Here is a 21,530-nt window from a genome sequence, read left to right as displayed (position 1 = left end):
CCGCATTCGGCGCCGATTGCGCCGGCATAGCGGGGCAATGCAGGAAAAATGAAACCGAGTTCAGCGACGGCGGCAGCCGGAAACGTCATCATGACAGGCATCGTCTTCATGCTGATCGGCGATATGCTTTTCGCGCTGAACGACGCGATGGGCAAATGGCTGGTGGCGAGCTTCGCGGTCGGCCAGGTGCTTGTCATTCGCTCCGTCGGCGCCTTCATCGTGCTCGGGCCGATGATTGCCCGCCAGGGGCCGGGCGCGCTGTTCCGGGTCGAGCGGAAACCGCTCCATCTGATGCGGGTGCTGATGACCACCTGCGATGTCGGCCTCTTCTATGCGGCGGTCGCCTATCTGCCGCTTGCCGATGTCATGACCTTCTATATGGCCGGGCCGATCTACGTTGCGGCGCTGTCGCATTTCTTCCTGGGCGAAAAGATCGGCTGGCGGCGCTGGCTCGCGGTGTTCGTCGGCTTTGTCGGCGTCATCATTGCGCTGCGTCCCTCCTCGGCGATGCTGTCGCTGCCGTCGCTCTTCGGCCTGGCCGGCAGTCTCTCCTTCGCGCTGACGCTCGTCATGAACCGCTATCTGCGCTCCACCAGCGACACGACGCTGGTGACCTGGCAGACACTTGCGGCGCTGGCGACCGGTATCGCCGTGGTGCTCCTGACCGGCGACTGGCGGCAGGCGAGCATGATCGACTGGGGCGGCATGCTGCTTCTCGGTGTCGTTGCCACCTGCGCGCATCTGCTGATTACCCGGGCGCTGAAACTCGCGCCCGCTTCGCTTCTCGCACCGCTGCAATATACGCTGCTGCTCTGGGCGATCGTGCTTGGCTATGTCTTCTTCAGCGACGTGCCGGATGCGCAGATCATCGTCGGCGCTGTCATCATCGTGTTTGCGGGTCTCTTCATCTTCCACCGCAAGAACCTGAAAGAGACGGTCCCCGAGGAAGCCGTGCCGGTCGACGGCCACTGAGCTTTTAGTGGCCGCCGGGCGCAGCGCCGTGTTTCAGGTCGATGCGCCGCAGGATCAGCGCCAGCGGCACCATCAAAGCCGAGATCACCATCAGCACATGGAAGACGTCGATATAGGCGAGATAGCTCGCCTGCGTCTGCACCTGCGTGCCGATCCAGCCCGTCGCCTGCGCCTGCGCGTCGAGCAGGCTTGAGCCGCGGTCCGTGAAGAACTGGGTCGCCTGGTTGAAGGCATTGGTATAGCCGGGATCCGACGGGATCACATGCTCCACGAGCCGGCTCTGATGCCATTGTTCGCGATGCGCCAGCACGTTCGAGGCGATCGACACGCCGATCGAGCCGCCGGTATTGCGGGCCGCATTGATCAGCGCCGAGGCCTGGTCGGTCTGGTCGGGGCGCAGGCCATCATAGGAGGCCGCGGTGATCGGGATGAAGATCAGCGGCAGGCCAAGGCCGAGATAGAGGCGCGACCAGACGAAGAAGCCGAAGTTCAGGTCGGCGTTCAGCCGCGTCATGTCCCACATGGCAAGCGCGATGATGCCCATGCCGATGGCGATCAGGTATTTCGGCTGGAACATGCCGGTCAGGCGGCCGGCCGCAAACATCATTGCCATCGTCACCAGCCCGCCCGGAGACAGCGCCAGGCCGGCCCAGGTCGCGGTGTAGCCGTAGTTGGTCTGCAGCACCTGCGGCACGAACTGCGTTGTGGCGATCAGGATCGCGCCCGTCGCCAGCATGACGATGACGCAGGCGCCGAACTGGCGGCTTGCCAGCAGACGGACGTCGATCACCGGGTTCGATTTCGTCAGCAGCCAGGGAATGGCAAGCAGAAGCGCTAGCGCCGAAATCGCCGATGTGACGATGATGAAATTGGAGCCGAACCAGTCCTCCGTTTGCCCACGGTCGAGAACCAGTTCCAGCGCGCCGAGGAAGGTGGCGACGAGCAGGAAGCCGGTGATGTCGAAACGCGTCCCCTTCCTGCGCATCTCGGCGCGTTCCTTCCTCAGCGTCTCAGGCTCCTTCACCAGCATGTAGACGAGGATGAAGGCGAAGACGCCGACCGGGCCGTTGATCAGGAAACACCAGTGCCAGGAGAAGTTGTCGGAGAGATAGCCGCCAAGCGTCGGGCCAATGACAGGCGCGACGACGACGGCGACACCGAACATCGCGAAGGCCTGGCCGCGTTTGGCGGGTGGGAAGGAGTCGGCAAGGATCGATTGCGAGATCGGCACCATACCGCCGCCGGCAAAGCCCTGGATCATCCGGAAGACCAGAAGGGATTGGAGGTTCCAGGCAAGGCCGCAGCAGATCGAGGCGACCGTGAATGTCGCGAGGCAGAGCAGATAGAAGCGCCGCCGGCCGTAGCGCTTGGCGATGAAACTCGAGGCGACCAGAATGATCGCGTTCGAGACGAGATAGGTGGTGACGACCCAGGAGGCCTCGTCGGCGCTGACGGCCAGTCCGCCGGAGATGTAGCGCAGCGCCACGTTGGCGATCGTCGTGTCGAGCACTTCCATGAAGGTCGCGAGCGACACGACCATGGCGATCAGCCATGGGTTCGAGGTGCCGGACGCAGCTTTTGGTGCGCCTCCGGCCGTTGTTGCGGCGCCGCTCATCTCAGTTCCTCGGCCGCACCGTCACCGTCGGGATCACCGACATGCCGGGGCCGATGGCGATATCCTTCGGCCAGTTATCGACCACGATCTTGACCGGTACGCGCTGGGTAACCTTCACATAGTTGCCCGTCGCGTTCTCGGCCGGAAGCAGCGAGAAGGCAGTGCCGGAGCCCGGCTGCACGGAATCGATCTTTCCCTTCAGCACATGATCCGGATAGGCATCGATCGTCAGATCGACAGGTTGGCCGGGGCGCATGTCGGTCAGCTGGGTTTCCTTGAAATTGGCGGTCACCCAGGTTTCGTCCGGCACGAACATCGAGATCGCCTGACTGGCCTGAACATATTGACCCTTTGAGCCGCTGAGCTTGACGACGCGGCCCGGCTGGGCGGCAGTGATCGTCGTATAGTCGAGGTTCTGCTGGGCGGCTTCGGCCTGCGCCTCGGCCTGATGCAGGCTGGCGATGGCGCTTGCCTTCTGCGCCTCGGCGGCTGCCTGGTTCTTGACGGCCGAGGTCACGCTTGCCTGCGACTGGGCATAGCTCGCCTGGCCCTGGCGGAGCGTCGATGCGGCCTGCTGTGCCGCCTGTTCGGAGCCCGCGCCGCTCTTCACCAGCTGCTGCTGGCGGTCGTTCTCGTCCTTGGCATATTGGAGGGCCGCGGCCGCCGATGTCTGCTGCGCCTTCGCCTCGTCGATCGCCGCACCCGCAGCCGCAATCTGCGCATCGGCGCTCGCGACTGCCGCCTTGGCAACGCCGATCTGCCCGTTGGCCTGATCCAGCGCGATCTGGTAGTCGCGCGGATCGATCTTGGCGATCACCGCACCAGCATCGACATGCTGGTTATCGGAAACCGGAACATCCGCCACATAGCCGGAAATCTTGGCCGCAACCGAAAAACTGCGCGCATCGATAAAGGCGTCGTCGGTGCTTTCATAGGGATGGAAATAGATGAGCCAGACGAAATAACCGATCACGGCAACGGCAATGATCGCGACGACGATCAGCAGCGTTGCCAGCGGATGGCGGCGGATGATCGACGGCTTCTTCTCTTCCGTCTCGTCCGGCTGCTCTGCTTCGGGACTTGCCGTCTGCGGACTTGCGCCCTTTGCCGTCTCCACCCGTTCGTCTTCATCCAGTTGCGGTGTCTTGCGCTTGGTCTGGGTCACGGCGGCTCTCGTTCATGAGGGAGGAACAGCCGGGAAAACGCGTCAGATCTGCTTTCTGTTCCTCGCCAAAACGCCGCGGGCTTTGAGCTGGCTATTGCGTGTCGATGCGCAATCCCTGCTCGTCGAAAAGGTGCCAATGGTCGGCCCGTGGTGCGATCTTCAGCGTATCGCCGCGCTCGACCCGGCTCTGCCCCTGCTGGTGCACGAGGATCGGTTCGCCATTCTGCAAGGTACAATGCAGATAGCTGTTGGCGCCATGCTGTTCTGCGACGGTCAGGTCCGCCGGCCAGCCGGTGTCGCCGACGATGATGTCCTCCGGCCGGATGCCGAGTGTTGCCTTGGTACCGACGGGAAGGTCGATCCCGAGCGGCAGCGTTAGCGGAGGAAGGCCATTGCCCTCGAAAGTGACGGAGCCGCTGCCTGAAGCGGTGATCTTGCCCTCGATCAAGTTCATGCGCGGCGAGCCGATAAAGCCGGCGACGAAGGTGTTGCGCGGCTTGTTGTAGAGCTCAAGCGGCGCGCCGACCTGTTCGACCACGCCCTTGCGCAGAACGACGATCTTGTCGGCCATGGTCATGGCTTCGATCTGGTCGTGCGTCACATAGATCATCGTGTTGCCGAGGCGCTCGTGCAGCTTGGTGATCTCGACGCGCATCAGCACGCGCAGCTCGGCATCGAGGTTGGAAAGCGGCTCGTCGAAGAGGAAAATCTTCGGATCGCGGGTAATCGCCCGGCCGATCGCGACGCGCTGGCGCTGGCCGCCGGAAAGCTGGCGCGGCCGGCGCTCCAGCAGCGTATCGATCTGCAGCAGCCTGCCTGCAGCCTCGACACGCTTGTTGATCTCTTCCTTCGGCATGTGGATGTTTTCGAGCCCGAAGCTCAGGTTCTGGCGCACCGTCATGTGCGGATAGAGGGCATAAGACTGAAACACCATCGCGACACCGCGGTCAGCCGCCGGTGTGTCGATGACGCTGCCGCCGTCGATGCGGATATCGCCCCCCGTCGTCTCTTCAAGGCCGGCGATCATCCGCAGCAGGGTCGACTTGCCGCAGCCCGACGGTCCGACGAAGACGACGAATTCGCCGTCCTTGATGTCGAGGTTGATGCTCGGGATCACCTCCAGCGCACCGAAGGATTTCCTGACATTTTCGAGAACGAGATTGGCCATGGATGAAACTCACTTGATGCCTGTGGAAGCGATGCCCGTGGTGATGTAGCGCTGCAGGAAGATGAAGGCGCAGGCGAGCGGCAGCGCCGTCAGCGTCGTCATGGCGAGCAGCATGTCGTAGCGCACCTCGAATTCGCTCTGGAAGGAATTGAGAGCGAGCTGCAGCGTGTAGACCTCGCGCTTGTTGAGGACGACGAGCGGCAGCAGGAAGTCGTTCCAGCGCGACAGGATCGAGAAAATCGCGACAACGGCAAGCGCCGGCGAAGACAGCGGCAGGACGATGCGCCAGAAAATCCGCCATTCGCTGGCGTGGTCCATGCGGGCGGCCTCGATCAGTTCGTCCGGGATCGTCAGCATATACTGGCGCAGCAGGAAAACCCCGGTCGGTGTCGCCACGGTCGGCAGGATCACGCCCCAGAGATTGCCGACGAGACCGAGCTCGGAGACGATCAGATAGGTCGGAACGAGCACGACAGTCGCCGGGATCATCAGCGTCGAGAGGATCGAGACGAGCGCAACGTTGCTGCCGGCGAAACGGTATTTCGACAGCGCGAAAGCCGCCATCGAGTTCATGATCAGTGTGATGATCGTCGCCACCACGGTGATGAACAGGCTGTTGTAGACGTAGAGGCCGATCGCCTGGCCGGAGCTTGCGACGAGGTTTGTATAGTTCTCGGTTGCGAGGCGCACCTTTCGGACAGGCACAGCATCCGTCACCGCGATCGTGACCCGGCCGGCGGCCGGATTGTCAGGGTCGATCATCTGGGCGTTCTTGCCGACACGGCGGATCTGCGCCAGACGATCCTTGCTGCCGTCCTTCATCGTCACGTCGAAGAGCGGCAGTGGCTGGTCGAAGCCTTCGACCGTGACCGTCTCGCTCGCATAGGGCAGGATGCTCGGCGGAAATTCCTGCAGGCTCGATTGCGTCTTGAATGACGACAGCACCATCCAGGCAACCGGCGTGAACATGACCAGCAGGCCAAGTACGAGGAAGCCGTAGGTAAGCCAGTCGCTGAAATCGAGCCGCTTGCGGCCGCGGCGTGCGAAAAGCAGGCTGCGGGCCGATGTTTCGGACTTGGACAGGGCAGCATCAGCCATTCTGCGAACCTTTCGACAAGCGGAGCTGGATGCCCGTGAAGATCAGGAGCACAACACCGAGCAGCAGCGATGCCGCGGCGGCCAGTCCGAAATTGCGCGGCTGCACCGCAAAGCCGACCTCGTAGATATATTGAACGATCAGCATGGTCGCCGATCCCGGGCCGCCGCCGGTCAGCACGTAGAGCTCGTCGAAGGTCTGCACCGAGCGGATGACGCAGAGCACGAAGACGACGAGGAGAACGGGTTTCAGAAGCGGCAGGGTGATGCGGGTAAAGACGCGCCAATTGGTGGCAGAGTCCATCTTGGCGGCTTCGTAGACGTCACGCGGGATCGACTGCAGCCCGGCAAGCAGGATGATCGTATAGAAGCCCATATGCGCCCAGACGGTGACGAAGACCGACCAGAAGAAGGCTGTGTTCGGAAAGACCAGCCAGTTGACCGGGGACAGCCCGGCCCAGATCAGGATGCCGTTCAGCGCGCCATTGCGCTGCAGGATCCATTGCCAGGTCAGCGCCACGACGACTGGTGACAGCATGACGGGAAAGAAGAAGACGGCACGGAAGAACCCGCGTCCGCGGATTTCCCGATTGAGGCAGACGGCGGCGAGCAGCGCCACCCCGATCATGCAGATCACCTGGATCGGCACGAAGACCAGGCTGTTGCCAACCGCTCGCCAGAAGAGATCGGTCGTGCAGCTCGACGCATCGAGATAATTGCCGCAATCGAACAGCGTTTCGTAGTTGAAGCCGCCGATATAGGGGCGTTCGCTTGGGTAGAGCCGGTCGCTGCCGGTGACGGAATAATAGACGTTGATGGCGACGGGCAGCAGCGAGAAGAGGGTCACCGCCAGGAGGTTCGGGATGAGGAAGACCCATGGCATCCGCTTGATACCGAGGAGCTTCTGCAGCCCGGTCATCACGGGCTCCACAATCCGTGCCGGCAGCATTGCGATGCCGCCGGCGGTGTTTGCGAATTGGGCCTTTATGCCCATGCTCGTCTCCTTCGGGTCTGGGCTTATTGACCAGCGGCCTTGATGGCTGTCTCGACATCCTGCTTGACGCGGGCAAGAGCCGTGTCGACGTCAAGTTCGCCGTTCAGCACCTGGCTGATGCGTGTCGTCATCGCGTTCATCATGGCGCGCTGATAGCGCCAGCCCTGGAAGCGGTAGGCGGCAGGCGCCATCTTCGGGATCTGGCCGATATAGGTCGCAAGCGATTCCTGCGTGCGCTTCGACGCACCCGGATATTGCACGCCGCCCTCGATCAGCGACTTCGCTGCGGGGATCTCGACCGCTGCCGAGACGATCTCGGCATTGTTCTTCGATTGCGCCAGATAGTCGATGAACTTGCCGACGGCTTCGGGGTTCTTGGTATGCTTGAAGCCGACAAGCGCGCCGCCGCCGGGCATCACGGTGCAGGACGACGGGCCGCAGGGGGCCGGTGCCACTTCCCAATCGAAGAGGTCGCCCACTTCGCGGTCCATCTGGCTGAGCGTCCAGGAGCCGCCGAAGTAGAGCACGGTCTTGGCGTTCAGGAAGTCGGAGAACAACTCGCGGTGCGTTGCGCCGCCCACGGCACCCCAGAGGTCCATCGGCATCGTGCCGTCCTTGTGCCAGGCAACGAATTGCTCGACGGCATCCTTCAGGCCCTTGTCGATGACCGGTTGTCCCTTGTCGTCGACGAGTTCGGCGCCGTAGCTGATTGCCAGGCTGGCGAAGCGATGGCCGGAGCGGTCCATTTCCATCGCGAATTCGGTATTGGTGGCCTTTGCGACCTTGCGGGTGGCATCCGCCCACTCGGCCCAGGTCGCTCCCTCCTTCGGCACCGGCACGCCGGCCTGTTCGAAGAGCGTCAGGTTCACATAGGCGCCGTTCACCGTCAGCGTCGTCGGCATGCCGTTGATCGCCTTGCCGTTCGGATCGAGACCGCGCAGCCATTGCAGCGTCTGGTGATATTCCTTGTCGAAATTCGCAGCATCGACATAGGGCGTGAGGTCGAGATAGTAACGGCTGAGGCCGCCGAGATCGGTGATGATTGCCGCATCCGGTCCCTGGCCGGATTCCAGCTGCACCGGCAGGCTCTCGACCAGCGACTGGTAGGGCACGACCTCCAGCTTCACCTTGATGCCTGAATTTTCCTGCTCGAAGCGTTTGACGACCGGTTCCATCGTCGGGCAGCCGAAGCCGAGGTCGTCGCAGAAGACTGTGATTTCCTGCGCCCGGGCAGTACCCGTCAGCGCCGTGGCTGCAAGCAGCGCAGACGCTGCCCACAGGCCAATGCGGGTGAGTTTCATATTCAAGCTCCTCCAGCGATCGCGGCTAAGGGCCTCCCGCCCAGTCAGGCGATCTGTCTAAAACATGTCTGGTCTTACCAGATTGTCAACCGCCTTTCGGAAAGAAATTTCTAAAAGCCTGATACACGCCGGTATGCGCCGCATTTGTCGCATATGGCGCGAAAAAACATTCTTGACAGCTGTGGGGTTTGAGTATCTGGTTTGACCAGATTGAGGAGAAGAGAGGCCGCGCTCCCACGGTCTTTGCAGGAGGAATATACCAAAATGTTGAGATTTGCCGTCGTCGGGATCGACCATGGGCATACGTTCGATCACGTGAAGGGATTGCTTGCGGCGGGTGGGGAGTTTGTCGGCTATTGCCCGAAGACTTCGGTCCCGGCGCTGCTCGAGAATTTCAAGAAGACCTATCCGGATACGCCGCAGATCGATCGCGAGGCGCTGTTTGCCGATCCGTCGATCAATGTCATCTGCATCGCCGCGATCCCGCGCGATCGCGCCGGTCTGGCGATCCGCGCCATGAAGGCCGGCAAGGACGTGATGACCGACAAGCCCGGCGTCACCACTTTCGCGCAGCTGGAAGAGGTTAAGAAGACCGTTGCCGAGACCGGCCGCATCTTCTCGATCTGCTTCTCCGAGCGCCATTGCGTGCGCTCCGCCGTCAAGGCGGGCAAGCTCGTCAAGGAAGGCGCGATCGGCACGGTCATTCAGACGATCGGCATGGGGCCGCACAAGCTGCAGCTGCCGACCCGGCCGGACTGGTTCTTCGATCCCGAAGCTTTCGGTGGCATCATCGTCGACATCGCATCGCATCAGGTCGACCAGTTCCTCTTCTATACCGGCTCGACCACGGGCCAAGTTGTCGCCAGCTCGATCGGCAATTTCGGCATGCCGGAAAAGCCGAAATTCGAGGATTTCGGCGAGGTGTTGCTGCGCTCGGATCGCGGTTCCGGTTATGTCCGCGTCGACTGGTTCACCCCCGAAGGTCTCGGCACCTGGGGTGACGGGCGCCTGACCATTCTCGGCACCGAAGGCTATATCGAGCTGCGCAAGTACATCGATATTTCCGGTCGCCCCGGCAAGGACCATCTGTTCCTGGTCAACGGCACCGAAAACAGGCACATCGATTGCAGCGACGAGAAGCTCGATTACTTCGACGCCTTCACCGCCGACGTTCGCGACCGCTCCGAAACGGCGATGACCCAGGCACATGTCTATGAGGTCTGCCGCCTTTCGCTGGAAGCGCAGACCAAGGCCGTCCGGCTCGGCGGACGCTAGGAGGAGTATCATGACCAAGAAATTGCGCGTTGGCGTCATCGGCGCCGGTATCGCCGCCCGCCACATGATCGGCTACGACTGGAACAAGGATCTCTTCGAGGTTCCCGTTCTTTGCTCTCTCGATGAAGATCGCGGACGCGAACTGTGCGCCAAGCACGGCATCCCCGAATATACGCAGAATGCCGACGAGCTCTTCGCCCGCGACGATCTCGACATCATCGACGTCTCGACCCCGCCGGATTCGCATTTCGAGCTCTGCAAGAAGGGTATCGAGTCAGGCAAGCATGTCATCTGCGAGAAGCCGCTTTTCGGCTCGATTGCCGATGTCGATGAGATGAGCCGCATCGTCGCCCGCTCCAATGGCAGGAAGCTGATGCCGATCTTCCAATATCGCTATGGATCCGGCCTGCAGAAGCTGAAGCGGCTGATCGAACTCGGCCTGACCGGCCGCCCGTTCATGACGACGATCGAGACCCATTGGTGGCGCGGTCCTGCCTATTACGAGGTTCCGTGGCGCGGCAAGTGGAAGAGCGAGCTCGGCGGCGGCCTTCTCGGCCATGCGATCCATGCCCATGACATGTTGAACTACGTACACGGCGCCTGCGCTGAAGTCTTCGCCTATGGCGCGACGCTGGTGAACAAGATCGAGGTCGAGGATACCATGGCGCTTGCCGTCAAGATGCAGAACGGCTCGCTGGCAACGCTGTCGATGACGCTCGGTTCCCGCAAGGAGATCTCCCGCCTGCGCTTCTGCTTCCACGATCTCGTTGCCGAAAGCATACTTGAGCCCTACACGATGGGCCGCGATCCCTGGACCTTCATCGCCGGGACAGAAGAGCACCAGAAGCGGATCGATGACGCGCTTGCCGGCTACGAGCCGACGGAAGACGGCTACACGCGCCAGTTCGAGCTGTTCCATCAGGCGATCATGGACGGTAAGGAGCCGCCGGTGACGCTGCAGGATGCGCGCAATTCGCTGGAACTTGTTACCGCTGCCTATTATTCGCAGCGCACCGGCAAGCCGACGCCGATGCCGATCACGGCGGAGCATCCGCTCTACCGGTCGTGGCTGCCGGAAGAAGAGCGCCGCATGGCCGCCAGCGCCTGAGGCTGGCTATCGAAACGGCGCCACCCGGCTTTAGAGGGTGGCGCGCAAGGAGAAGAAGATGGAAGCAGCCGCACCACCGCTGAGGGTCCAGGGGGAACAGCGGCTCTACCAGATCGTCGCGCGGCGCATCGCCCGGATGATCGAGGCGAATGTCAAGAATCCCGACTGGCGCATGCCCTCCGAGCGCGAGCTTGCCGAAGAGCTCGAGGTCAGCCGCCCCGTCGTGCGCGAGGCGGTGATCGCGCTCGAAATGCGCGGGCTCGTCGAAGTGAAGGGCCGCGCCGGTATCGTCGTGCTGCCGGTGCGCGGTAACCAGGTGAATTTCGACAAGATCAATGCCGATGCCGGGCCGGGACCGTTCGAGTTACTGGAAGCCCGGCTTGCGATCGAATCCAGCGCTGCGGCGATGGCTGCCGAGCGGGCGACGAACTATGACATCGCGGTGCTGGAAGAATGCATCGCGCAGATGGAGCATGAGACCGATGTCACGTTGCTTAACGAAAAGGGCGACCGCGATTTCCACATGACCATCGCCCGGATGACCGGCAACGCGATCATCGTCTCGATTGTCGAGGCGCTCTGGGTGCAGCGCGACGAGTCGCTGATGTGGAAGAAGCTGCATGAGCACATTCACGCACCCAGCGTACGGCCGCTGTGGATCGGCGATCACCATGCGGTTCTGACGGCGCTCAAACTGCGCAATCCCGACGCCGCCTATAAGGCGATGGCCCGCCATATCCGCAATGTCAGCAACGAACTGATGGAAGCCGACGAACGCGGCCGCTTCGCGCCGGATGTAATGCAGGCCGATGAGGGCAAGACGCGGTAATCAAAGCGAAGACGTAAGCCCAAAAAAAAGCTCCCGAGGCAAGGCCCGGGAGCTTTCTCAATTGAGCGATCCGGCTTTAGCCGCCGGCGCGCAGCGGCCCGAGATTGAGCGATGCGCTGTTGTAGGCCGGGCGCGGCGTTGGCAGGACGACGCGGGTGGGCGGGGTCAGCACATCGGCGGCGGGCTGCAGCTGTGGTGCCTGCAGGGTCTGGGGTGCCGGCTGCGCCTGGAATTGCATCTGCATCTGTGAGGCCTGCGGCAGCGAGCCTGTGGAGGCGGGCTGGAGGGCCAGGGCGGGTGCGGCTTCGCCGGGCATCGCAGCCGGGACCGGGCCGGTTTCCGGCAGCAGGATTTCGAACGGCGCCGGTGAATCCGGATCAGCGGCGGCGACCTGCGTATAGGCGACCTGTGTCGAAGGCGGCGGCGGAGCGCCGACGGCAGGCGTTGCCGGGGCCGGCTGCGGAGCGGCGCTATACTGCTCGACGCCGGCGAACTGGACGGCGCCCGAGCGCTGGTCGTTGGAAACGTAGTTCATCGCCACTTCATAGGAAGGCATCGGCGCCGGCGTCTGCAATTCGCCGTCCTTGCCGCGCTTCTCGTAAAAGACATTGCCGCCGGCGGCGGTGACGTAGTGCATGTTGCCATAGGGGAATCTCAGCCCCTCGGTATGGAAGAACATCGCTTCCTTGACGCCCGGATGGCGGGCGCCGCGCAGAATGTCGTCGGCGGCGGCATCGAGCTGCGGCTCGGCAACCGGCTCGACGGTGCGGGTCAGGACGCCAGGCGCAAACTGCTTCTTCTGGCCGACAACGCCGCAGATGGAATCGGAATAGGCCTGCGAGGTCAGGCGGTTCATCACCACGGTACCGACGGCCATATAGCCATCACGATCCGAATGCTCGGATTCGAAATACATCGCGCGCTTCAGGCACTCGCGGTCCTTGGCGGTGTAATTATAGGTGACTTTGCCCGGAGCGGCGGCGACGGTCTTCTTCGCTGCGGGTGTTGCTTTGGCATCGAGTGCGTCTGGCTCGTTGGCCGTGCTGCAACCCGTGACGGCCAGTCCTGCGAACAAAATCGCGGAGATGGTTTTGCCCCTCAACGGCAGTGCCTCCCAAGTTTTATCGGTCCAGCCCCAAATCACTCGGCGAGACGTTGTACCTCACGTTCCCGATTATGCCAAACACATTTCGTGATCGGCTTTTTTAAGGCAGCTTGGCAAACAAGTCGTTAAGCAGCGGCTTTTTTCGCAATCGTCGTCGTGCATCCAGAGGCTTCGAGGGCGGCCGCTGCTACCTCGATGAACAGTCTGCGGAACCAGACGGCCCGGCCATCGGCCTGGTCGACACGGCGATACAGCATGGAGACAGGATCGGCTGGAATATCGAAAGGCAGCCTGGCGATCGCCAGCCCGTGCAGTTGTGCCATGCAGCGGGCGATCGCCTCCGGAACCGTGGCGATCGCCGGCATCGCCTTCAGCGCCGTCGGCAGCGCCGAGAAGCGCGGTACGCTGGCGGCAACCGTCCGCTTCTGGCCGATGCGCGCAAGCGCAATGTCGAGCGTGGTCGCCGCCGCATCGCTGTCATAGGCGATGGTGATATGCGGGCTGGCGACGAAATCGGCGAGCCCGAGCGGCGCCTTCAGATGGAGCTGGGTTGGGTCGTAGATCGACATCGAGCATTGCTCGAACAGCGGCTCGCGCACATGCCATGAGGCCGGTTCGTCATGCACGGCGACACTGAAGTCATAAGCGCCGTCATCAAGAAGCTTTGCCGCCTCTCGCTTTTCCGAGGCGACGCCGATCAGCTTCGCGCCGGGCGCCAGCTGCCGCAGGCGCGCCGCCAGCGGGCCGAAGAAAGCGGTCTCGAGATTGTCGCACATGCTGATGCGGAACTCGCCTTCATAGCTCGCGGGATCGAAGGCGGCGGGCGGGCGGATGGCTTTCTCGATGCAGGTGAGCGCCTCTTCGATGACCGGGGCGATCGACAGCGCCCGCGGCGTCGGCTGCAGGCCGCGCCCAACGCGCACGAAAAGTTCGTCGTTCAGCGCCTCTCGTAATCGCTTCAAGGCCGCTGAAAGCCCGGGTTGCCCGAGCAGCAGCCGTTCGGCCGCGCGGCTGACATTGCGCTCCTGCATCAGCACCGAGAAGGCGAGAAGCAGGTTCAGGTCGATCTTTCGAAGGGTCGCATCGTTTATCATTATCAGTAATACCTGCCATGGATACTATCAATTTGCAATAGGATTAGGAGATGGTCATTTTCTCGTTCCCTGCCGCTTCCTCCCAACCGCGGCAGCCGAAAGGAACGATTTCGATGACACTCTCCCAATCGCCAAGGGGCGCGGGGCTGGCTTTGCTGCTGCTCTGCGCCGCCAATTTCCTTGATGCCATGGACGTCTCCACCATCGGCGTCGCACTGCCCGCCATCCAGGCTGAACTTGGGATGCCCGCCACCTCGCTGCAATGGGCCGTTAGCGCCTATGTGCTGGGCTATGGCGGCTTCCTACTGCTCGGCGGCCGCGTCGCCGATGTCTTCGGCCATCGCCGCGTCTTCCTCTGGTCGCTCGCTGTCTTCGCCGCCGCCAGCATCGCAGGCGGCTTCGTGGACAGCGGCCCGACGCTGATCGCCGCCCGCCTGATCAAGGGCATTGCCGCGGCCTTTACCGCGCCTGCCGCGCTCGCCCTGCTGCTCTCCGTCTTTGGCGAAGGCAATGCCCGCGCCAAGGCGCTCGGCGTCTTCGCCTCGACGGGTGCCACCGGCTTCGTGCTCGGTATGGTTCTCGGCGGTGCCGCCACCATCATCAGCTGGCGGGCGACGCTCGTCATGGGCGCCCCGGTGGCCATCCTCGCGCTGATCGCCGCTCCCTATGTGCTGCCGCGTGACGTTGCGCTCGGCGGCAAGCGCCCGTCCTTCGACTGGGCCGGCGCGCTGACCATCACCCCCGGCCTGCTGCTCTTCGTCTTCGGCATCACCAATGCCGCCGCCGAGGGCTGGAATGCGGTCCCGACCTGGGGCTCGCTCGTCGTCGCCGTGGTGCTGATCGGCCTGTTCCTCGTCGTCGAATCCAAGCACAAGGATCCGATGGTGCCGCTTGGCATCTTCCGCAAGGCGAAGCTCAGCCATGCGAATCTGCTCGCAGCCCTTTTCCAGGGCGTCTATGTCGGTTTCCAGTTCATCGCCACGCTCTATTATCAGGATGAACTCGGCTGGTCGGCCTTTGCGACCGGCTTCTGTTTCGCCTTCGGCGGCATCTGCGTCATGGTGCTCGCACCGCGCTTCGCCACGATCGCCCAGAACCGCGGCACGACAGCGCTGATGACTGCAGGCGTGGCCCTGCAGGCCTCGAGCTATGTCTTCTGGGTGCTCGCCGCCGGCCACGTCAATCCGGTGCTGCTCGTCGCGCTCTCGCAGATCCCGCTCGGCGTCGGTTATGCGATGACCTATCCGTCGGTTCAGGTCGCGGCACTCTCGGATGTCGAGGAAGACAAGTCGGGCCTCGCCTCCGGTCTTCTGTTCGCCGCCTTCCAGATCGGCGGCGGCATCGTGCTCGCAGCCGCCTCCGCCGTCTTCAGCGCCGCCCCGTCCATGGGCTATGACGCCTACAACGCAGGCGTCACCTTCGTCGCCATCCTCTCGGTGCTGGTGGTGCTCTTCGCCGCCTTCGGTCCGCGCGGCTCCCGTGCGGCAGTCCCGGCCGCCTATCAGGCCGCCGAATAACAAAACCGACCCGCGCCATCGGCGCGGGTCTTTTTACTCCGTGCCGTTCAAATTCGACCGCAGGCCTTCCAGCAGCTTGCGGATCTCCGTCATTTCCTCGAGCGTGCAGCCGATCGCCTCGCCGATCGAGCCCATGATTGTATCGACCTCGCCGCGCATCGCGTCGCCCTTAGGCGTCAGCGATACGAGCACCTGGCGCTCGTCGCGCAGATCGCGCGTGCGCTTGATCAGGCCGTTCTGCTCGAGGCGTTTCAAGAGCGGCGAGAGCGTGCCGGAATCAAGGTCGAGCTTTTCGCCGATCGTCTTCACCGGCAGTTCCGATTTTTCCCAGAGCACCAGCATGGCCAGATATTGCGGGTAGGTGAGGCCGACCTTGTCGAGGATCGGCTTATAGGCGCGGGTGAAGGCGTGCGCCGTCGAATAGACCGCGAAACAGAGCTGGCGCTCCAGCTTCTTTTCCTCTGCCGGTATTTCCATCGTCCTTGCCGTCTGCGCTTTCATATCCGTGTGTCCTGTCTCTGCAATTGTCGTCTTTTCAGATTCCGAATGCAATTTGCAAAATTCACTTGCGTACAATTTAATTGCGCATTATACAAATCGCAACCCCAACGCAAAGGAGACTGACATGCCTATCCTCTACACCACCCAAGCATCCGCCACCGGTGGCCGCGCCGGCCGCGCCGTAACCGATAACGGCGTTCTCGACGTCACGCTGACGGTTCCGAAGGAACTCGGCGGCGACGGCGCCACCGGCACCAACCCGGAACAGCTCTTTGCCGCCGGCTACTCCGCCTGCTTCCTGGGCGCTCTGAAATTTGTCGCCGGCCAGCAGAAGGTCAAGATTCCGGAAGACGCGACCGTCTCCGCCAAGGTCGGCATCGGCCCGCGCGAAGATGGCACGGGCTTCGGCATCGAAGTGGCGCTGACGGTCCACATCCCGGGCCTCGATCGCGAAACGGCTGAAAAGCTTGCCGCTGCCGCCCACATCGTCTGCCCGTACAGCCACGCGATGCGCACCTCGACCGAAGTTCCGGTCACGGTTGCCTGATTGAACTTCCCCTTCTCCTAGGGAGAAGGGGCGGAGAGCCTCGATGGTGGATGGCTCCGCACCCGGAGCCCCCTCATCCGCTTGCTAGCTCCCTTCTCCCCCCGGGGGAGAAGGGAGCTAGTCGCACCCGCCGAGTTTCCCCTTGTAACTTCCCTTTATCCGCTATCGAGGCTGTAATGCCTATCGCGGTGGCGGATGGAAGACCGATGCCCTTTGGGACACCAAGCCCGTGGGAGAGCCTGGGTCTCCGTCCGCCGTTCCATTGAACCCGAACAGTCGCCAGGGCCGCTTGCGCAGGCAAAGCCCGCTTAGGCAAGGATGGGATCAGATGGAGACGATAGTAGGCATCGATGTTTCGAAAGACCGGCTCGACGTGGCGGTGCTTCCGCAGGGCGAGGCTTTTGCGGTGGACAACGACGATGCCGGCATTGGCGAGCTGACCGGCCGACTGAAGGCGATCGGGGCCGATGCGATCGCGCTTGAGGCGACTGGCGGCTTCGAGACGCAAGCTGTGGCCGGACTGTCATCGGCAGGCCTGACGGTGCTCGTCGTCAATCCGGCGCAGGTGCGTGCCTATGCCAATGCCATTGGCCGCAAGGCCAAGACCGACCCGATCGACGCGGCCGTCATTGCCGCCTTCGTGCTGGCGACCAAGCCCGAGATCCGGCCTCTGCGCGATGCCGAGACGCAGGCTCTTTCGGAACTCGTCGCCCGCAGGCGCCAGATCGTGCAGATGATCGTTGCCGAGGAGAACCGGCTGCGTATGGTGTTGGCAAGACAGGCGCAGAAAAGCATCAAGCGCTTGCTTGCGGCCTTGCGGCGCGAACTCGAAAGCCTTGATGCCGATCTCGACGACCATATCCGCAAGTCGCCGATATGGCGGGTGCGCGAGAGCCTGCTGGTCTCCGTGCCAGGCGTCGGGCCGACAACGGCCCGCACGCTGCTGGCCGAACTGCCGGAGCTCGGCAGCCTCGACCGGCGCCAGATCGCCTCACTGGCAGGACTGGCGCCCTGGACGCGGCAGTCGGGCAAATGGAAGGGCAAGAGCTTCATCGGCGGCGGCAGAGGCAAGGTGCGCGCCGTTCTGTTCATGGCCGCCCTCGTCGCAAGCCGTCACAACCCAGGCCTCAAGGCCTTCCGCGACCGGCTCGTCGCCGCGGGCAAGCCGAAGATCGTCGCCATCGTCGCAACCATGCGAAAGCTCCTCACCATCCTCAACGCCATCATCCGGGACGCAAAGCCATGGCAAAACGCTTGACGCCAAAGACAGTCGCTCTCCCCGGGGGGAGAGGGCAGGGTGAGGGGGCTCCGGGCCGCAGCCCCCACCATCTCCGAAACTGCATACCTTTTCTTCTGAAATAAAATTGCTATATTCTTTCCAAGGAAAGGATAGCCGCATGCCCGCACCAAGCCCCGATCAAACCCGCGCGATCGCCGAAGCTGCCGTCATCACCAAGGCTGCCGTCAACGCTGCCGATCGCCTTGGCATCAGCGCGCGCACATTGTCCGCCGTGCTCGGTGTTTCCGAAGCCACCGTTTCGCGTATGAAGCGGCAGGATCATCTGCTGGAGCGCAACAGCAAGCCGTTCGAGCTTGCCATCCTGCTGGTGCGCCTGTTCCGCTCGCTCGATGCCATCGTCGGCGGGGACGAGGCGGTGGCGCGGCAGTGGCTGCGCAATGCCAATACGGCGCTCGGCGCCACGCCCCTCGACAAGATCGTCAGCATATCAGGCCTCACCGATGTCCTTGCCTATCTGGACGCCCGCCGCGCTGTCGTCTGAGCTGCGCGCCATTTCCGGCCGCTTCTGGCGGCTGGTGGAGGCGCAGCATCAGATCTCGACGCTGAAGCTCGTCGATACGCTGGAGGAGCAGTCGCTGCTCGAAAACCTGCTGGAAGAGAGCAAGCCCGCATTGCCGCCTGAATGTCAGGGGCTGGATTATCTGCTGGCGACACCTTTCCGCTATGGCGCGGTCTATCCGCACGGTTCGCGCTTTCGCCGGGCAGGGCGCACGCTCGGGGTCTTCTACGCGTCGGAAAAGGTCGAGACGGCGCTGTCGGAAATGGCCTTCTACCGCCTGCTGTTCTTCGCGGATTCGCCTGATACACCGCTGCCCGCCAATGCCGCCGAATATACCGCCTTTTCGGCACCGGTTTCGACCAAGGCAGCACTCGACCTGACTATCCCGCCGCTTGATCGCGACCGCGCGGCATGGACGGACCTGCAGAATTACGAGCCATGCCAGGCGCTGGCCGAAGCCGCCCGCGCGGCCGGTGGCGAAGCGATCCTCTATGAATCCGTGCGCGATCCCCGCAATGGCCGCAATATCGCACTGCTGACCGCCAGCGCCTTCAGCGCCCGCGAACCTGCCGAGCGGCAGACCTGGCGCATCCGGCTGTCGGCTACGGGCGTCCAGGCGATCTGCGAATTTCCGAAGGTCAGGATCGGTTTCTCGCGCGCCGATTTCGGTGCCGATCCGCGCATCGCGCCCTGATCAGCAGAGCGACAGCAGCATTGCGCGCAACCCGTCGCCATTGGCGCCCGGCAGCTTGTCCTCCAGCATCGCATGCGTGCTCTGCCAGATCGGCACGGCTGCCGCCAGCACCGATTTGCCCTCGGCCGTCAGGCTAAGAAGCCGCGAGCGCTTGTCTTTCGGGCTCGGCGTTACATTTACCCATCCACGGCGTTGCAGCGGCTTCAGGGCGGCGGTCAGCGTCGTCTGGTCCATGGCCAGCAGATTGGCGACCGGCCCCATGGGCGGCGGCTCCGGCCGGTTGAGCGACATCATCAGCGAGAATTGCCCGTTGGTGAGGCCGACAGGACGCAGTGCATCGTCGAACAGCCGGGCGAGCGCCCGTGCCGCCCGCTGAACATGCAGGCAGAGGCAGGTGTCGCGCACCAGAAGCGTCGTGGAATAGGGAATCTCGGCCGAATTTGACATGATCTATTTCTATTGATATCAATCTATTTAGTCAAGCGAAGCAGAACGAAATGCCGGTCCTTGCCGGCCGCGCCGGAGGAGGGCGTGCGATCATGCAGAATGCTGTCGTTTCCCGCGAAGAATGGCTCGAAGCCCGCCGCGCCCTGTTGCTCAAGGAAAAGGAAGAGACCCGCCAGCGCGACAAGCTGCGCGCCGAGCGCATGGCGCTGCCCTGGGTGAAGGTCGACAAGGACTATCGCTTCGATACGCCGTCGGGCCAGAAGTCGCTCTCCGATCTCTTCGATGGCCGCAGCCAGCTCATGGTATATCATTTCATGATGGGGCCGGAATGGAAGGAAGGCTGCACCGGCTGCTCGTTCCTGTCCGATCATGTCGACGGCATGCTGCCGCATCTCAACAATCACGATGTCACCTGGGTTGCCGTTGCCCGCGCCCCGGTCGAGCGGATCGAAGCCTACAAGAAGCGCATGGGCTGGAAATTCCCCTGGGTCTCGTCGCTGAACAGCGATTTCAACTTCGACTACCACGTCTCCTTCACGCCCGAGGACCTGGCCAAGGGCAAGGTTTTCTACAATTTCACCGAGATCAAGTCCGAGGATGCGCATGACGAGCTTCCCGGCATGAGCGTCTTCTACAAGAACGACAAGGGCGAGATCTTCCACACCTATTCCAACTATGCCCGCGGCGGCGAGGAAGCGCTCGGCACGCTGATGGTGCTCGACTGCGCGCCGAAGGGCCGCAACGAGACCTCGACCATGGATTTCGTCAAGCGCCATGACGAATACGAGAGCGCCAGGAACGGTCCATCCTGCTGCCACTGACATCTGCCAGCATCATTCAAGCCAACATCATTCAAGGGAGGATGAAGGATGATGGAACCTGCAAAGGTGCGCGAGGAGCACCAGTTTCTCGAAAAGCTCGTCGGCACCTGGAGCGTCACGTCCAAGGACATGAGCCCAAACGAGCAATGGACCGAGGTGGTCCGCTCGCTGCACGGCATCTGGTTCGTGGCCGAAGGCAATGGCGACGTGCCGGGTTGCGGCACCGGAACCACGGTGCTGACCCTCGGCTACTCCGCCTCCAGGGGCAAATATATCGGCACCTGGATCGGCTCGATGATGGACCATATGTGGATCTATGAAGGGGAGATGTCGCCCGATGGCAAGGTGCTCACCCTCTATACTCGCGGTCCTGATTTCGAGTTTTCCGGCGCCGAGCAGGATTACCGCGAACAGATCGCCTTCATAGACGACGACAACCGCACCTTTACCTCATCGGCCAAGCAGGCCGACGGCAGCTGGAAGCAATTCATGCAAGCGCGCTACGCACGCAAGCCGTAATCGCCGGCGCGCATGCCTGGTGGAAATGACATCCGATAGTCTGAAAGGGAAAGATCATGGCATCCGATACGCATGGCAAGTTCATCTGGTGCGAGCTGATGACGCCCGATCCGGCGGCAGCTGCAAAATTCTACGGCTCGGTGGTCGGTTGGGCGACCAAGGAAATGCCCATGGGCGAGATGGGTGTTTATACCATCTTCGAGGCCAATGGCCGCGGCGTCGCCGGCATGATGCAGTTTCCGGCCGAGCTCGAAGGGCAGGGCATCCCGCCGAACTGGACGGGCTATGTCGCGGTCGACGATGTCGATCAGTCGGCCCGGGGTTTCGCCGCCAATGGCGGCAGCGTCCGCCGCCCGCCCGAGGACATCCCGACGATCGGGCGCTTTGCCGTGGTTGCCGATCCGAGCGGCGCCGTCCTCTGCATCATGACGCCGTTCCCGATGGAAAACGACGACGGCTGGCGGCCGGACATGGCAACGCCCGGCCATGTCGGCTGGCACGAACTGATGTCCGGCGACTGGCAGCAGGCCTTCGATTTCTATGGGAAGGTCTTCGGCTGGACCAAGGATCACGACTTCGACATGGGCGAGATGGGCACCTATCGCATCTTCGCCGAACACGGAAAACAGACCGGCGGCATGATGACCAAGCCGGCCGACATACCGGCGACTTACTGGGCCTATTACTTCAACGTGCCCGAAATCGACAGTGCGATCGAGCGCGTTACATCGGGAGGCGGCAAGATCGTCTTCGGCCCGATGGAGGTTCCGGGCGGCAGCTGGGTGATCAACGGCATCGATCCGCAGGGGGCCTATTTCTGCCTCGTGGCACCCAGGCGCTGACCTCTCGGAAAGGGGTGCCCGGCGACCTCCGAAAACCCCGAATCGACACCTCTCAAGGTTAACGGTGGCCCCTGAAAACAGGGGTCGCCGTTAACCGTTTTGGGGTCCCAAACCCCTTGCTA

The 21,530-nt window shown here is 62.8% G+C and carries 22 protein-coding genes; 12 read left to right on the top strand and 10 right to left on the bottom strand.

Features of this window, described 5'->3' with window-relative positions:
* Nucleotides 1-48: 48 nt before the first annotated feature.
* On the top strand, nucleotides 49-972 hold the full coding sequence (locus ACQZ5H_RS08755; protein WP_413712133.1) for a DMT family transporter: 924 nt from the start codon (nucleotides 49-51) through the stop codon (nucleotides 970-972).
* 4 nt (nucleotides 973-976) lie between these two features.
* Here ACQZ5H_RS08755 and ACQZ5H_RS08750 read toward each other — a convergent pair whose 3' ends face one another.
* The 6 genes from ACQZ5H_RS08750 to ACQZ5H_RS08725 all read right to left on the bottom strand — a co-directional run bounded on the left by ACQZ5H_RS08750 (nucleotide 977) and on the right by ACQZ5H_RS08725 (nucleotide 8,310).
* The gene (locus ACQZ5H_RS08750; protein ID WP_449097377.1) at nucleotides 977-2,587 is read right to left on the bottom strand and encodes a DHA2 family efflux MFS transporter permease subunit; all 1,611 of its coding nucleotides are present in this window, start codon (nucleotides 2,585-2,587) and stop codon (nucleotides 977-979) included.
* A 1-nt stretch (nucleotide 2,588) separates the two neighbouring features.
* Nucleotides 2,589-3,752, bottom strand: a complete 1,164-nt coding sequence (locus ACQZ5H_RS08745) for an HlyD family secretion protein (RefSeq protein ID WP_449097376.1) — start codon at nucleotides 3,750-3,752, stop codon at nucleotides 2,589-2,591.
* A 91-nt stretch (nucleotides 3,753-3,843) separates the two neighbouring features.
* The gene (locus tag ACQZ5H_RS08740) at nucleotides 3,844-4,920 is read right to left on the bottom strand and encodes an ABC transporter ATP-binding protein (RefSeq protein WP_449097375.1); all 1,077 of its coding nucleotides are present in this window, start codon (nucleotides 4,918-4,920) and stop codon (nucleotides 3,844-3,846) included.
* 9 nt (nucleotides 4,921-4,929) lie between these two features.
* The gene (locus ACQZ5H_RS08735) at nucleotides 4,930-6,018 is read right to left on the bottom strand and encodes a carbohydrate ABC transporter permease (protein ID WP_199625743.1); all 1,089 of its coding nucleotides are present in this window, start codon (nucleotides 6,016-6,018) and stop codon (nucleotides 4,930-4,932) included.
* Entirely contained in the window at nucleotides 6,011-7,009 is a 999-nt protein-coding gene (locus tag ACQZ5H_RS08730) for a carbohydrate ABC transporter permease (protein ID WP_449097374.1), read from the bottom strand. The genes ACQZ5H_RS08735 and ACQZ5H_RS08730 overlap by 8 nt, the downstream gene beginning before the upstream one ends.
* A 23-nt stretch (nucleotides 7,010-7,032) precedes the next feature.
* Nucleotides 7,033-8,310, bottom strand: coding sequence for an ABC transporter substrate-binding protein (locus ACQZ5H_RS08725; protein WP_449097373.1), 1,278 nt, complete (start codon nucleotides 8,308-8,310; stop codon nucleotides 7,033-7,035).
* Between the two features lie 264 nt (nucleotides 8,311-8,574).
* Between ACQZ5H_RS08725 and ACQZ5H_RS08720 the strand changes: the two genes are divergently transcribed.
* The 3 genes from ACQZ5H_RS08720 to ACQZ5H_RS08710 are packed head-to-tail and all read left to right on the top strand — an operon-like array spanning nucleotide 8,575 to nucleotide 11,522.
* On the top strand, nucleotides 8,575-9,585 hold the full coding sequence (locus ACQZ5H_RS08720; protein WP_449097372.1) for a Gfo/Idh/MocA family protein: 1,011 nt from the start codon (nucleotides 8,575-8,577) through the stop codon (nucleotides 9,583-9,585).
* A gap of 10 nt (nucleotides 9,586-9,595) precedes the next feature.
* Entirely contained in the window at nucleotides 9,596-10,693 is a 1,098-nt protein-coding gene (locus ACQZ5H_RS08715) for a Gfo/Idh/MocA family protein (RefSeq protein ID WP_130280627.1), read from the top strand.
* A gap of 58 nt (nucleotides 10,694-10,751) precedes the next feature.
* Nucleotides 10,752-11,522: a FadR/GntR family transcriptional regulator gene (locus tag ACQZ5H_RS08710; protein WP_130280629.1), complete on the top strand. Its 771-nt coding sequence runs from the start codon at nucleotides 10,752-10,754 to the stop codon at nucleotides 11,520-11,522.
* Nucleotides 11,523-11,598: 76 nt separating this feature from the next.
* On the opposite strand, the gene ACQZ5H_RS08705 is transcribed toward ACQZ5H_RS08710, so the two are convergent.
* Nucleotides 11,599-12,624: a cell wall hydrolase gene (locus ACQZ5H_RS08705; RefSeq protein WP_449097371.1), complete on the bottom strand. Its 1,026-nt coding sequence runs from the start codon at nucleotides 12,622-12,624 to the stop codon at nucleotides 11,599-11,601.
* Nucleotides 12,625-12,752: 128 nt separating this feature from the next.
* Nucleotides 12,753-13,721, bottom strand: coding sequence for a LysR substrate-binding domain-containing protein (locus ACQZ5H_RS08700; protein WP_449097370.1), 969 nt, complete (start codon nucleotides 13,719-13,721; stop codon nucleotides 12,753-12,755).
* Between the two features lie 113 nt (nucleotides 13,722-13,834).
* Here ACQZ5H_RS08700 and ACQZ5H_RS08695 point away from each other — a divergent pair, with 113 nt between their 5' ends.
* Complete coding sequence (locus ACQZ5H_RS08695; protein ID WP_449097369.1) at nucleotides 13,835-15,238, top strand: MFS transporter; 1,404 nt, start codon at nucleotides 13,835-13,837, stop codon at nucleotides 15,236-15,238.
* A gap of 33 nt (nucleotides 15,239-15,271) precedes the next feature.
* On the opposite strand, the gene ACQZ5H_RS08690 is transcribed toward ACQZ5H_RS08695, so the two are convergent.
* Nucleotides 15,272-15,739: a MarR family winged helix-turn-helix transcriptional regulator gene (locus ACQZ5H_RS08690; RefSeq protein ID WP_449097368.1), complete on the bottom strand. Its 468-nt coding sequence runs from the start codon at nucleotides 15,737-15,739 to the stop codon at nucleotides 15,272-15,274.
* 124 nt (nucleotides 15,740-15,863) lie between these two features.
* Between ACQZ5H_RS08690 and ACQZ5H_RS08685 the strand changes: the two genes are divergently transcribed.
* The 4 genes from ACQZ5H_RS08685 to ACQZ5H_RS08670 all read left to right on the top strand — a co-directional run bounded on the left by ACQZ5H_RS08685 (nucleotide 15,864) and on the right by ACQZ5H_RS08670 (nucleotide 18,779).
* The gene (locus tag ACQZ5H_RS08685; RefSeq protein ID WP_112714911.1) at nucleotides 15,864-16,286 is read left to right on the top strand and encodes an organic hydroperoxide resistance protein; all 423 of its coding nucleotides are present in this window, start codon (nucleotides 15,864-15,866) and stop codon (nucleotides 16,284-16,286) included.
* A 328-nt stretch (nucleotides 16,287-16,614) separates the two neighbouring features.
* Nucleotides 16,615-17,544 (top strand): IS110 family RNA-guided transposase, encoded by a 930-nt coding sequence (locus tag ACQZ5H_RS08680; RefSeq protein WP_449097367.1) that lies wholly within the window; start codon nucleotides 16,615-16,617, stop codon nucleotides 17,542-17,544.
* A 139-nt stretch (nucleotides 17,545-17,683) separates the two neighbouring features.
* Nucleotides 17,684-18,067, top strand: a complete 384-nt coding sequence (locus tag ACQZ5H_RS08675) for an antitoxin Xre/MbcA/ParS toxin-binding domain-containing protein (RefSeq protein WP_449097366.1) — start codon at nucleotides 17,684-17,686, stop codon at nucleotides 18,065-18,067.
* Nucleotides 18,027-18,779, top strand: coding sequence for an RES family NAD+ phosphorylase (locus tag ACQZ5H_RS08670; RefSeq protein ID WP_449097365.1), 753 nt, complete (start codon nucleotides 18,027-18,029; stop codon nucleotides 18,777-18,779). Before ACQZ5H_RS08675 ends, ACQZ5H_RS08670 begins: the two co-directional genes overlap by 41 nt.
* Here ACQZ5H_RS08670 and ACQZ5H_RS08665 read toward each other — a convergent pair whose 3' ends face one another.
* The gene (locus ACQZ5H_RS08665; protein WP_130280645.1) at nucleotides 18,780-19,226 is read right to left on the bottom strand and encodes a MarR family winged helix-turn-helix transcriptional regulator; all 447 of its coding nucleotides are present in this window, start codon (nucleotides 19,224-19,226) and stop codon (nucleotides 18,780-18,782) included.
* 92 nt (nucleotides 19,227-19,318) lie between these two features.
* On the opposite strand from ACQZ5H_RS08665, the gene ACQZ5H_RS08660 reads away from it, so the two are divergent.
* From ACQZ5H_RS08660 to ACQZ5H_RS08650, 3 genes are read left to right on the top strand one after another with little or no spacing between them, the layout of a single operon-like run.
* Nucleotides 19,319-20,047 carry a DUF899 domain-containing protein gene (locus tag ACQZ5H_RS08660; RefSeq protein WP_413712140.1) on the top strand — a complete coding sequence of 243 codons (729 nt, stop codon included), beginning with the start codon at nucleotides 19,319-19,321 and terminating at the stop codon, nucleotides 20,045-20,047.
* A 48-nt stretch (nucleotides 20,048-20,095) separates the two neighbouring features.
* The gene (locus ACQZ5H_RS08655) at nucleotides 20,096-20,566 is read left to right on the top strand and encodes a DUF1579 domain-containing protein (RefSeq protein ID WP_449097364.1); all 471 of its coding nucleotides are present in this window, start codon (nucleotides 20,096-20,098) and stop codon (nucleotides 20,564-20,566) included.
* A 56-nt stretch (nucleotides 20,567-20,622) separates the two neighbouring features.
* Nucleotides 20,623-21,408 carry a VOC family protein gene (locus ACQZ5H_RS08650; protein WP_449097363.1) on the top strand — a complete coding sequence of 262 codons (786 nt, stop codon included), beginning with the start codon at nucleotides 20,623-20,625 and terminating at the stop codon, nucleotides 21,406-21,408.
* The last annotated feature ends 122 nt before the right edge of the window (nucleotides 21,409-21,530 follow it).

Source organism: Rhizobium sp. 21-4511-3d (genome assembly GCF_053522545.1).
The sequence above is the reverse complement of the archived record's forward strand: the minus strand, read 5'-3'. Positions and strand labels throughout refer to the sequence as shown.

Excerpts from the sequence above, each read along its gene's own strand:
- ACQZ5H_RS08755 (WP_413712133.1), top strand. The coding sequence starts at position 49 with ATGAAACCGAGTTCAGCGACGGCGGCAGCCGGAAACGTCATCATGACA.
- ACQZ5H_RS08750 (WP_449097377.1), bottom strand. The coding sequence starts at position 2,587 with ATGAGCGGCGCCGCAACAACGGCCGGAGGCGCACCAAAAGCTGCGTCC.
- ACQZ5H_RS08740 (WP_449097375.1), bottom strand. The coding sequence starts at position 4,920 with ATGGCCAATCTCGTTCTCGAAAATGTCAGGAAATCCTTCGGTGCGCTG.
- ACQZ5H_RS08735 (WP_199625743.1), bottom strand. The coding sequence starts at position 6,018 with ATGGCTGATGCTGCCCTGTCCAAGTCCGAAACATCGGCCCGCAGCCTG.
- ACQZ5H_RS08730 (WP_449097374.1), bottom strand. The coding sequence starts at position 7,009 with ATGGGCATAAAGGCCCAATTCGCAAACACCGCCGGCGGCATCGCAATG.
- ACQZ5H_RS08725 (WP_449097373.1), bottom strand. The coding sequence starts at position 8,310 with ATGAAACTCACCCGCATTGGCCTGTGGGCAGCGTCTGCGCTGCTTGCA.
- ACQZ5H_RS08720 (WP_449097372.1), top strand. The coding sequence starts at position 8,575 with ATGTTGAGATTTGCCGTCGTCGGGATCGACCATGGGCATACGTTCGAT.
- ACQZ5H_RS08715 (WP_130280627.1), top strand. The coding sequence starts at position 9,596 with ATGACCAAGAAATTGCGCGTTGGCGTCATCGGCGCCGGTATCGCCGCC.
- ACQZ5H_RS08710 (WP_130280629.1), top strand. The coding sequence starts at position 10,752 with ATGGAAGCAGCCGCACCACCGCTGAGGGTCCAGGGGGAACAGCGGCTC.
- ACQZ5H_RS08700 (WP_449097370.1), bottom strand. The coding sequence starts at position 13,721 with ATGATAAACGATGCGACCCTTCGAAAGATCGACCTGAACCTGCTTCTC.
- ACQZ5H_RS08695 (WP_449097369.1), top strand. The coding sequence starts at position 13,835 with ATGACACTCTCCCAATCGCCAAGGGGCGCGGGGCTGGCTTTGCTGCTG.
- ACQZ5H_RS08690 (WP_449097368.1), bottom strand. The coding sequence starts at position 15,739 with ATGAAAGCGCAGACGGCAAGGACGATGGAAATACCGGCAGAGGAAAAG.
- ACQZ5H_RS08685 (WP_112714911.1), top strand. The coding sequence starts at position 15,864 with ATGCCTATCCTCTACACCACCCAAGCATCCGCCACCGGTGGCCGCGCC.
- ACQZ5H_RS08680 (WP_449097367.1), top strand. The coding sequence starts at position 16,615 with ATGGAGACGATAGTAGGCATCGATGTTTCGAAAGACCGGCTCGACGTG.
- ACQZ5H_RS08675 (WP_449097366.1), top strand. The coding sequence starts at position 17,684 with ATGCCCGCACCAAGCCCCGATCAAACCCGCGCGATCGCCGAAGCTGCC.
- ACQZ5H_RS08670 (WP_449097365.1), top strand. The coding sequence starts at position 18,027 with ATGTCCTTGCCTATCTGGACGCCCGCCGCGCTGTCGTCTGAGCTGCGC.
- ACQZ5H_RS08665 (WP_130280645.1), bottom strand. The coding sequence starts at position 19,226 with ATGTCAAATTCGGCCGAGATTCCCTATTCCACGACGCTTCTGGTGCGC.
- ACQZ5H_RS08660 (WP_413712140.1), top strand. The coding sequence starts at position 19,319 with ATGCAGAATGCTGTCGTTTCCCGCGAAGAATGGCTCGAAGCCCGCCGC.
- ACQZ5H_RS08655 (WP_449097364.1), top strand. The coding sequence starts at position 20,096 with ATGATGGAACCTGCAAAGGTGCGCGAGGAGCACCAGTTTCTCGAAAAG.
- ACQZ5H_RS08650 (WP_449097363.1), top strand. The coding sequence starts at position 20,623 with ATGGCATCCGATACGCATGGCAAGTTCATCTGGTGCGAGCTGATGACG.